The organism is Desertihabitans aurantiacus (assembly GCF_003344635.1).
GTDB lineage: Bacteria > Actinomycetota > Actinomycetes > Propionibacteriales > Propionibacteriaceae > Desertihabitans > Desertihabitans aurantiacus.
In genome coordinates, this window is the sequence record NZ_QPKK01000150.1 from 1 (window position 1) to 9669 (window position 9669).

General features: G+C 72.8%; 8 protein-coding genes and 2 tRNA genes. 2 read left to right on the forward strand and 8 right to left on the reverse strand.

Going from position 1 to position 9669, the window contains the following annotated elements; translation table 11 throughout:
- Positions 1-117 precede the first annotated feature (117 nt).
- A complete protein-coding gene (locus DVA66_RS12530; RefSeq protein ID WP_114560391.1) occupies positions 118-1725 on the reverse strand; it encodes a class I SAM-dependent methyltransferase in 1608 nt (535 codons plus the stop codon).
- A 115-nt stretch (positions 1726-1840) separates the two neighbouring features.
- Here DVA66_RS12530 and DVA66_RS12535 point away from each other — a divergent pair.
- Positions 1841-1914 (forward strand) — tRNA-Asp (locus tag DVA66_RS12535).
- A 66-nt stretch (positions 1915-1980) separates the two neighbouring features.
- A tRNA-Phe gene (locus DVA66_RS12540) sits at positions 1981-2057 on the forward strand.
- A gap of 115 nt (positions 2058-2172) precedes the next feature.
- Here the strand turns inward: DVA66_RS12540 and DVA66_RS12545 are convergent.
- The 7 genes from DVA66_RS12545 to DVA66_RS12575 form a co-directional block, all read right to left on the reverse strand.
- Complete coding sequence (locus tag DVA66_RS12545) at positions 2173-3564, reverse strand: NAD(P)/FAD-dependent oxidoreductase (protein WP_114560392.1); 1392 nt, start codon at positions 3562-3564, stop codon at positions 2173-2175.
- 145 nt (positions 3565-3709) lie between these two features.
- Complete coding sequence (locus DVA66_RS12550; protein WP_114560393.1) at positions 3710-4678, reverse strand: alpha/beta hydrolase; 969 nt, start codon at positions 4676-4678, stop codon at positions 3710-3712.
- A gap of 10 nt (positions 4679-4688) precedes the next feature.
- Complete coding sequence (locus DVA66_RS12555; protein WP_114560394.1) at positions 4689-6155, reverse strand: DUF4870 domain-containing protein; 1467 nt, start codon at positions 6153-6155, stop codon at positions 4689-4691.
- 54 nt (positions 6156-6209) lie between these two features.
- Entirely contained in the window at positions 6210-6428 is a 219-nt protein-coding gene (locus DVA66_RS12560; protein WP_114560395.1) for a DUF3073 domain-containing protein, read from the reverse strand.
- A 141-nt stretch (positions 6429-6569) separates the two neighbouring features.
- On the reverse strand, positions 6570-7625 hold the full coding sequence (gene purM, locus DVA66_RS12565) for a phosphoribosylformylglycinamidine cyclo-ligase (protein ID WP_114560396.1): 1056 nt from the start codon (positions 7623-7625) through the stop codon (positions 6570-6572).
- Positions 7622-9178 (reverse strand): amidophosphoribosyltransferase, encoded by a 1557-nt coding sequence (purF, locus tag DVA66_RS12570; RefSeq protein ID WP_114560397.1) that lies wholly within the window; start codon positions 9176-9178, stop codon positions 7622-7624. The genes purM and purF overlap by 4 nt, the downstream gene beginning before the upstream one ends.
- A 10-nt stretch (positions 9179-9188) precedes the next feature.
- A partial coding sequence (locus DVA66_RS12575) for a hypothetical protein (RefSeq protein ID WP_232821933.1) occupies positions 9189-9669 on the reverse strand: 481 nt, incomplete at its 5' end.

Below are 9669 nucleotides of genomic sequence, written 5' to 3' on the forward strand. Positions count from 1 at the left end.
CAGCGGATCGATGAGGCCGCCGCCCGCGCCGTCACCCTGGCCTGAGCCGCACCGCCCGCACCCGACCCCGGTCCCGCCCCGCGCGGGGCCGGGGTCGCGTCGTCCCCGGGCGCGGGCTCAGACCGCCGCGGCCGCCGGTTCGCGGCGGGCGACCAGCAGCAGGTGGGTGTCGGGCCAGGGCAGCGAACGGCCGTCGGCCGGGTCGAGCAGCTCGGCCACGGGGTCGAACCGGTGCTCGACGATCCACTCGTTGCGCCAGGCCCGGCTGGCCGGGTCGACCACGAACCCGGAATCGGTGACCAGCCGCACCCAGTCGTCGACGTCGAGGTCGCAGAAGCGCTCGTGGCACTCGCTCAGCCAGTTGCCGACGTAGTCCTTGGTGGTGAGGAACTCCATCGCCTCCCGCAGCGTCAGCTCGACCTCCCCGGGCCGACCGGGCACCGGGGTGGGGTGGAAGTCCCCGCCGGACAGCCGGGGGAAGTCGAGGGCGAACTGGTCGAGCCGCGCGCGGGTGGACAGCGACCTCACGTGCTCGGTGACCTGCCGCGGGTCGAGCCCGTCCAGCTCGACCGCACCGCCCGGGTCGACGCCGTCGTCGGTGCGCAGCCGCAGCACCACCCTCCGGTCCCCGCCGGCCGGACCGACCACGTCGGAGTTGATCCACACCCCACCCGGACGGGTGTGCGCCGCGATCCTCCGGGCCAGCCGGCGCAGGTCGGCCGGGCCGTCGCCGTAGCTGCTGATCTCGTGGGTGAGGGCGAGCGTGATCGTGGTGTCGACGGAGGCGTCGGGGAAGACCGGGTCGGCGAGCAGGTTGCGCTGCAGGAACCACACGTTGGGGTTGGCGAACACGCCCTGGGCCTTGCGGTGCTCGGCCTCGGCGACCAGGTGCCGGGCGACGTCCACCCCGAACAGGTCGCTCTCGTGCAGCTCCGGGGCCCGCGCGGCCCGCTCCACCAGACCGCCGGTGGCGCAGCCCAGGTCGACCACCCGTCCGGGCCGGACGAAGGGACGCACCTGCTCCCACTTGCGGTCCGAGGCCACCTCGAAGGACTCGGCGTAGCTGCGGTAGTCGCGGGTCCCGGTCAGGTCGCCCTCGGCCGAGACGACCGGGTCGGTGCCGATCCGCACCACCTCGGTGACGAGGTCGTAGCGGCGGTAGACGTCCACGGTGGCCGGGTGGGCCAGCTCGGCCCAACGGGGGTCGCCGGCGACCAGCAGCTCCAGCACGTCCCAGGGCCGCCGCGGCTCCAGCCCGGACGCCGCCAGCCGCCCGGCGGTCTCCTCGTCGGCCTCCACCGCGACGACCGGGTAGCCCAGCGCCCGGTACATCGCCGCGACCTCGGGCGTGGAGCAGGCGACCACGGTGTGCTCCGGGTCGGGCCGGCGTCCCAGCTCGGTGGCGACGGTCTCCACCACGGTGCTGGCGAACCGCTCGGTGGGTCGGGTGTCGACCACCGCGACCACGCTGGAGGGCAGCCGCTCCAGCGTGCTGGCCCGCTCGATCATCGCCTCGCGCCGGTTGGCCGCCACCGGGTTGCGGCGGGTGCCGCGGTGGTTGGCCGAGGTGACCGCCCAGACCACCTCCGCCCCGTCGGCCACCGGCACCGGACGTCCGTCTGTGTCGCACACACGGCCGGCGAGCAGCTCCTGCAGGTAGGCGGTCTGGAAGCGGGTGAGCAGGTGGTGCCGCCCGGGCAGCAGGATCTGGTGGTAGCCGGTCATGGCCCCAGTCTGGAGGTGCCGGGGTGCCCGTCCGGCCGATTCGCACTGGGGTGGACGCTCGGCTATAGTTGCGCGCGCTGGTCGAGATGACCGGTGAGGCCCGCAGCAAGATCCGGGCCCCGTGGCGCAGTTGGTTAGCGCGCCGCCCTGTCACGGCGGAGGTCGCGGGTTCGAGTCCCGTCGGGGTCGCGAGAGCGGTGAAGATCCACTGGATCTGAGCCGCTCTTGTGGTTGAGAGGCACTCTCGACCGACACGGCCAGGTAGCTCAGCTGGTAGCAGCGTTCGCCTGAAAAGTGAAAGGTCGCCGGTTCGAACCCGGCCCTGGCCACCACCCCGACGCCCCGGTCCCCGTGGACCGGGGCGTTCGTCGTCTTCGGGGGTGCTCCCGCGCCCGGGACGACGAGAGGGGCCCCGCCGGCTGGCGGGACCCCTCTCGGACGGACGTGTCAGGCCCGGCTGACCTCCGGGGCCGGCGTCTCGGTGTTCTCCTGCGCCGTGCCCTGCTCGGGCAGGTCGGACGCGTCGACCTCGCCCGCGGACTTCTCGCGGGCCTTGGCCAGGGAGGCGATGAACTCCTTGCGCCCCGGGGTGTCGGCGACGTCACCGACGATGGCCACCGAGTTCCGCGGGAAGGTCAGGTAGCGGGTCATCAGGCTGATGAAGGCCTGCGCCCGGTTCCGGCCGCCCAGCAGCATGTAGATGTGCAGCGCCACCCAGGCGGCCCAGGCGATGAAGCCCTTGAACTTGATGCCGCCGCGCAGCTCGACCACGGCGTCGTTGCGGCCGATGGTGGCCATCGTGCCCTTGTCGACGTAGTTGAACGCCTTCATCGGCTCGCCCTTGGCCAGCGCCACCACGTTGTCGGCGGCGTGCTTGCCCTGCTGCATGGCGACCGGCGCCAGCTGCGGCAGCGGGCCGGACTCCACCATGCCGCAGTCACCGGCGACGAAGATCCGCTCCTCGCCCTTGGCCAGCAGCGTGTCCTCGAGCAGGATGCGGCCACCGCGGCCGGTCTCCAGGCCCCACTCCTTGACGAAGCTGTAGCCACCGATGCCGGCGGCCCAGATCACCAGGTCGGCCTGCATGGTCTCGCCGCCCTTGAGGTCGACGCTGTCGGCGCGGACCTCCGCGATCGCGGTGCCGGTGCGCACCTCGACCCCGCGCTCCTCCAGCTCCTTGCGGGTGTAGGCGCGCAGGTCGGCCTCGAACGGGCCGAGCAGCTCGTCCATCATCTCCACCAGCACGACCCGGACGTTCTCCGGCTTGAGCTCGGGGTAGACGACGGGGACGCCGTAGGTGCGCATCTCGGCCAGTGAGCCGGCCATCTCGACACCGGTCGGGCCGCCGCCGACGACGATCACGGTGAACCCGCGCTCGGCCTCCTCGGGGTTGGCCGCGAGCCGCTCCATGGCACCGAAGATGGTGTCGCGGACCTCGATCGCCTGCTTGCGGGTGTACAGCGAGTGCGAGTAGTGCGCCGCGCCCGGGATGCCGAAGTGGTTGGTGGTCACACCGTTGGCGAGGACCACGTAGTCGTAGTCGATCGGCGGGCCGTCGTCGACGATGACCTGGCGCTTCTCCCGGTCGATGCCGGTGACCATGGCGCGGCGGAAGCGCGCGAGGCGACGGTGCTGCTTGGCGGCGAGCGCGCGCAGCGAGTAGGTGACGTCGCCGGGGTTCAGACCACCGGTGGCCACCTGGTAGAGCAGAGGCTGGAAGGTGTTGTAGGGGTGCCGGTCGACCAGGGTCACCCGGCATCCCAGCTTGGTCAACCGGCGGACGGCGGCCACTCCGGCGAAGCCCGCGCCGACAACCACCACGTGGGGTCCTGTGCTCATGCCCTCATTCTTGCGCTTCGCCCCGGCACCCGGAAATCGGGGGCGGCCCGACGGGGGCCTCGCGGGTGTGACGTTGGCCTCATCCGCTGGACAGCACCGGTCGCGGCCCGGATCCTGTGCCGCCGTTCGCCTCCGACGGCGTCCCTCAGCCGGTCAGGTAGCCGCGCACCCAGCGTCGGAGCTCGTCGAAGACGACGGTGCGCGCCGGCTCGTCCGACAGCGTGAGGTCGTGCATCCCACCGGCGATGCGGACCACGGTCACGTGCGGTCCCAGCCGGACGGCCCGGGTGGCGATCTGCTCGACGTCGAGGACGACGTCGGCCAGCCGCAGGTCCTCGTGCCACTTGCGGCGGAAGTCGCTGCGGGTGGAGCACATCACCAGCACCGGGCAGTCGATCGCCAGCCCGGCGGCGACCCGCTGGTGACCCTGCAGGATCGCCCGCAGCCAGCCCGCCCGCACCGGCCAGGACGAGCTGGACTTCCAGGCCAGGTCGTAGTCCCAGGCCCCCTCCTGGCTGGCGTGCACGCTGCGGAAGTAGTGGTTGGACTCCGGCAGCGGCAGCACCGCGGTCGGCAGCCGCTGCCCGAGCGTGCTGACCAGCGGTGAGCCGAGGGTGCGGAGCATCTGCGAGCCCTGCAGGTCCAGCCACGGGGAGTTGAGGATGACCCCGTCCAGCTCGCCGCGACGCTGGTCGGCCCACAGCGCGCCGACCAGGCCGCCGGTGGAGTGGGCCATCAGGGTGACCGAGGGGTGCTCGGCCTGGACCAGGTCGAGGGCGGCGTCCAGCTCCTCGGTGTAGAGCTCGAGGTCGGTGATCCAGCCACTCACCTGCCCGGGACGGGTCGAGCGGCCGTAGCGGCGCAGGTCCACCGCGTAGAAGGCGAAGCCCAGCCCGGCGAGGAAGTCGGCCAGGTGGGTCTGGAAGAAGTAGTCGTTCCAGCCGTGCAGGTAGAGCACGGCCCGGGTGGTGTCACGTCCCGCGACCCGCCGGACGAGGGTGGCCGAGATCGGACCCTCCGCCTCCCCGGGCGCCGGCAGCGCCCGGGGCAGCGGCAGGTCGGTGGCCTCGTAGCCGGGCAGGACGTCGGGACGCCAGCTGACGTCCTCGGTCACGCCCGACCCGTCACTTCACGAAGCCGACGTTGAGCGGGTACTTGTAGAACTCGCCGTTGTTGGCCTTCGTCGCCGCCTGGATGCCGAAGATCAGCCCCACGACGCCGATCGCCAGCCAGGTGAGGAAGCCGATCAGCACGGTGCTGAGGATGGCGCTGACCACCGAGACGATGGCGGCCAGGATGCCGAAGTTCAGCGACTGGACCGCGTTGTAGCGCAGCCACGGCGAGCGGTCCTTGTAGACGAGGAAGAGGACCAGCGGCACCACGAAGGCGAGGAAGCCACCGCTGACGAAGCCGCCGACCAGCATGCCGACGTGGGAGAGGGTGCCCCAGGTCTTCTCGTCGCTCTGGCTCACCGGCGGGCCGGCCGGGGCGCCCTGCGCCCAGCCGGCCTGTCCCGGCGCACCAGGGCCGCCCTGGGCCATCGGGCCGGGCTGGCCCGGGTAGCCGTAGGGGTCCTGGCCGTAGCCACCCGGCTGGGCGTAGGGGTCGGCGCTGGGCTGGGAGTAGCCGCCCTGCTGGGCGTACTGGCCGGCGCTGGGCTGGGAGTAGGGGCCCTGCTGGGCGTACGGGTCGGCGCTCGGCTGGGAGTACCCACCCTGCGGGCCGAACTGGTTCGCGCTCGGCTGGGAGTACGGACCCTGCTGCGCGTACGGGTCGGCGCTCGGCTGGGAGTACCCGCCCTGCTGCGCGTACGGGTCCGCGCCCGGCTGTGAGTACCCACCCTGCGGACCGAACTGGTTCGCGCTCGGCTGGGAGTACGGACCCTGCTGCGCGTACGGGTCGGCGCTCGGCTGGGAGTACCCGCCCTGCTGCGCGTACGGGTCCGCGCCCGGCTGGGAGTACCCGCCCTGCGGACCGAACTGGTTCGCGCTCGGCTGGGAGTACGGACCCTGCTGCGCGTACGGGTCCGCGCTCGGCTGCCCCTGCTGGGCGTACGGGCCGGGCCCACCCGCCGGAGCGGCATAGGGGTCGGAGGCCTGGCCGGCGGCGTAGGGATCGGCGTGCTGGTGCTCCGGCGCCGACGGCACCGATCCGGCGCCGAACGCGGCATCGCCGCCGGCGCCCGTCTGGTACTGCCCGGTCGGGTACGGCTCGCCCTGGGACGCCCCGGGCTGCTGCCCGGCGTCGGACGGGGCGTCGGCGGCGTCCGGGTCGTCGAGCTGCTCGGCCGACGGCAGCGGCTGCGTGGGCTGCGGCGCGGAACCTGCGTCGGTCTCCGTGGACGTCCCGTAGGAGCCCTGGTCGGCACTGGCCGGAGCCGGCTGGTCGCCCGCGCCACCAGGCTGGTGGTACGACGGCGTGGAGTAGCTGGGGCCGGCGTAGCCACTGCCCTGGGCGGGGCCTGCCTCATCCTGCTGCGGGTCGGCGCCCTGCGCTTGCAGCGGGTCGACGTCCGGACCCAGCTCCCACGACTGCTCGACGTTGTCGGGGCTCTCGGGCTGACGGTCCTGCGGGAAACGAGGCTCAGTCATGCCGCACAGGCTAGTGGCGTGTCCGGCCGCCTGGTAGCAGCCCGGACCCCGGCCTCACCCTGAGCGGCGGTACTGACCGACCCCTTCGCCCTCGTCGTCGTCGACGGCGTACTTGTCCGCCAGGTCGGCATACGGATCGGGGACCTCGTGACGGTCTTCCACGGGGCGACCCGCCAGCTCGCGCTCCAGGGAGGAGAAGTCCGTGTCCACCGACCGGTACTTCAGCTCACGGGCGACCTTGGTCTGCTTTGCCTTCGCACGGCCGCGTCCCATACGGGCGACCCCCTCGCTTCATCAGCGCGCGGCGGTACCGCGGCTCTGTGTGGTCATCTTCGTGGGGCTCAATCTACCCGAGCGACCCAGGCACGCAAAGCAGCGTCCGCCCGGGGTTTCCCGGGCGGCTCCCCCAGCCGGTCAGCGGTGCTCGCCGACCAGCTCCACCGTCCCGCCGGGCGTGTCCTCGACCCGTCCGCACACCCAGGCCGGGACGCCGCGCCCGGTGAGGGTGGCCAGCGCCGTGGCCGCCGCGTCCTCGGGCACGACCGCCACCATGCCGACCCCCATGTTGAGGGTGGCCTCGATGTCGGGGGTGCTGATATCACCGAGCCGCTGGACGAGGTCGAACACCGGGGGCAGCTGCCAGCTGCCGCGATCGACGGTGGCCGACAGCTTCTCGGGCAGCACCCGGGCCAGGTTGTTGGCCAGCCCGCCGCCGGTGACGTGGCTCATCACGTGCACCTCGCAGGCCTCGATCAGGGCCAGGCAGTCCAGGGCGTAGATGCGGGTCGGCTCGAGCAGCTCCTCACCGAGGGTGCGGCCGAACTCCGGCACGTCGCGGTCCAGCGCCCACCCGGCGTCGGCGACGACCTTGCGCACCAGGGAGTAGCCGTTGGAGTGCAGCCCGGACGAGGCCATCGCCACCAGCACGTCGCCGGGGCGGACGCGCTCGGCGCCGAGCATGGCGTCCCGCTCGACCACACCGGTGGTGGCACCGGCGACGTCGTACTCGTGGGGGGCGAGCAGCCCGGGGTGCTCGGCGGTCTCCCCGCCGAGCAGGGCCGCGCCCGCCTGCACGCAGCCCTCGGCGATGCCGGAGACGATGTCGGCGACCCGCTCGGGGACGAGCTGTCCGCAGGCGATGTAGTCGGTGACGAACAGCGGCTCGGCGCCGCAGACCACCAGGTCGTCGACCAGCATCCCCACCAGGTCGCGCCCGATGGTGGTGTGGACGTCCATCGCCTGGGCGATCGCGACCTTGGTGCCGACGCCGTCGGTGGAGGTGGCGAGCACCGGGTGGGAGTAGCGGCGGAGCAGCTCACCGGCGTCGAAGAGGCCGGCGAAGCCGCCGAGCCCGCCGATCACCTCCGGCCGTCGGGTGCGCACCACGGAGGTCTTGATCAGGTCGACGGCCCGGTCACCGGCCTCGATGTCGACCCCGGCGCGGGCGTAGGCGGAGGGCGTGGTCGTCATCGGGCCTCCACCGCCTGCGGCTGGCGGGTGCCGACGGCCGGCTGCGACTCCTCGGCGTCCGGCGAGTCGAGCTCGAGCGCCGGCTGGGTGGAGGCGTCGATGGCGTGCCGGCCGGTGCGCTCCCGCATCGGGATCTCGACCGGGTAGACGCCGTCGAAGCAGGCCCGGCAGAGGTCGTCCTTGGGCACCGTGGTCGCCTCGACGAGCCCGTCGAGGGAGATGTAGCCCAGGGAGTCCGCGCCGATCGAGGTGCAGATCTCCTCCACCCCGAGACCGTTGGCGATCAGCTGGGCGCGGGTGGCGAAGTCGATGCCGTAGAAGCAGGGCCAGCGCACCGGCGGGGAGGAGATCCGCACGTGCACCTCCGCGGCACCCGCCTCGCGCAGCATCCGCACCAGCGCCCGCTGGGTGTTGCCGCGCACGATGGAGTCGTCGACCACCACCAGCCGCTTGCCCTCGATGACGTCGCGCAGCGGGTTGAGCTTGAGCCGGATGCCGAGCTGGCGGATGGTCTGGCTCGGCTGGATGAAGGTGCGTCCCACGTAGGAGTTCTTCACCAGGCCCTGGCCGTAGGGGATGCCGGACTCCTCGGCGTAGCCGATCGCCCCGGGCGTCCCCGACTCCGGGACCGGGATCACCAGGTCGGCCTCGACCGGGTGCTCGCGGGCCAGCTGGCGCCCGATCCGCACCCGGGCGGAGTGCACCCGGCGGCCGCTGATGGTGGTGTCGGGACGGGCCAGGTAGACGTACTCGAACAGGCAGCCCTTGGGCTCCGGCTCGGCGAAGCGCTGGCTGCGCAGGCCGTCGACGTCGATGGCGACCAGCTCACCCGGCTCGATCTCGCGGACGAAGGCGGCGCCGACGATGTCGAGGGCGGCGGTCTCGCTGGCCACCACCCAGCCCTTCTCCAGCCGGCCCAGCACCAGCGGGCGGATGCCCTGCGGGTCGCGGGCGGCGTAGATGGTGTCGTTGTCCATGAACACCAGGCAGAACGCCCCGCGCAGCCGCGGCAGCACCTGCATCGCCGCCTCCTCGACCGTGAGGTCGTCGTAGGTGGCGAGCAGCGCGGTCACCAGCGAGGTGTCGTTGCTGGAGTCCATGGTCACCTTGTGGCTGACCGGCTGGGCGTTCGGGCGGCTCTCCAGCCAGGCCTCGAGCTCGTCGGTGTTGGTGAGGTTGCCGTTGTGACCGAGCGCCAGACCGCCGGTGGCGGTGGGGCGGAAGGTCGGCTGGGCGTTGTTCCACACGCTGGCGCCGGTGGTGGAGTAGCGGGTGTGGCCGATGGCGACGTCACCCTGCAGCGAGGCGAGGGTGGACTCGTCGAAGATCTGGCTGACCAGGCCCATGTCCTTGAACACCATGATCTGGCTGCCGTTGCTGACCGCGATGCCGGCCGACTCCTGACCGCGGTGCTGCAGGGCGTAGAGCCCGAAGAAGGTGAGCTTGGCGACCTCCTCACCGGGAGCCCACACGCCGAAGACCCCGCAGGCGTCCTGGGGGCCGCGCTCTTCGGGGTCGATGTCGTGGTTCAGACGACCGTCGGGACGAGGCACGGCAGCAAGCCTATCGGCTCGTTCCGAAGAAGGACCCATCCAGCACCCGCTCGACCCCGTCGACCGCGGCCCGGAACCACGCCCGGCGCCGGACCAGCATGAGGTGACCGGCCCCGGTCAGCTCCACGGTGCGCACCGGTGTCCCGCTCGCTTCCAGCTCCGCGACGACGCGTCGGGTCCGCCGGACCGGGGTGAGGACGTCCCAGGTGCCGCAGACCACCGCCGTCGGGGTGCCGGCCAGCCCGGGCTGGGGCTCGGGCCACCAGGGCGTGAGGGCCACCACGCCGGCGACGTCGGTCTCCCCAGCGAGCCGCGCAGCGACCCGGGCGCCCATCGAGCAGCCCAGCAGCACCAGGGGGACGTCCGGCCAGCGGCGGCGCACCTCGGCCGCGGCCTCGCGGGCGTCCGCGACCGCCGGCAGCTCGGGGGCGTTCCAGCCGCGCACCCGGTTCTGCACCTCGACCACCGCGACACCGCGCTCGCCGAGCGTC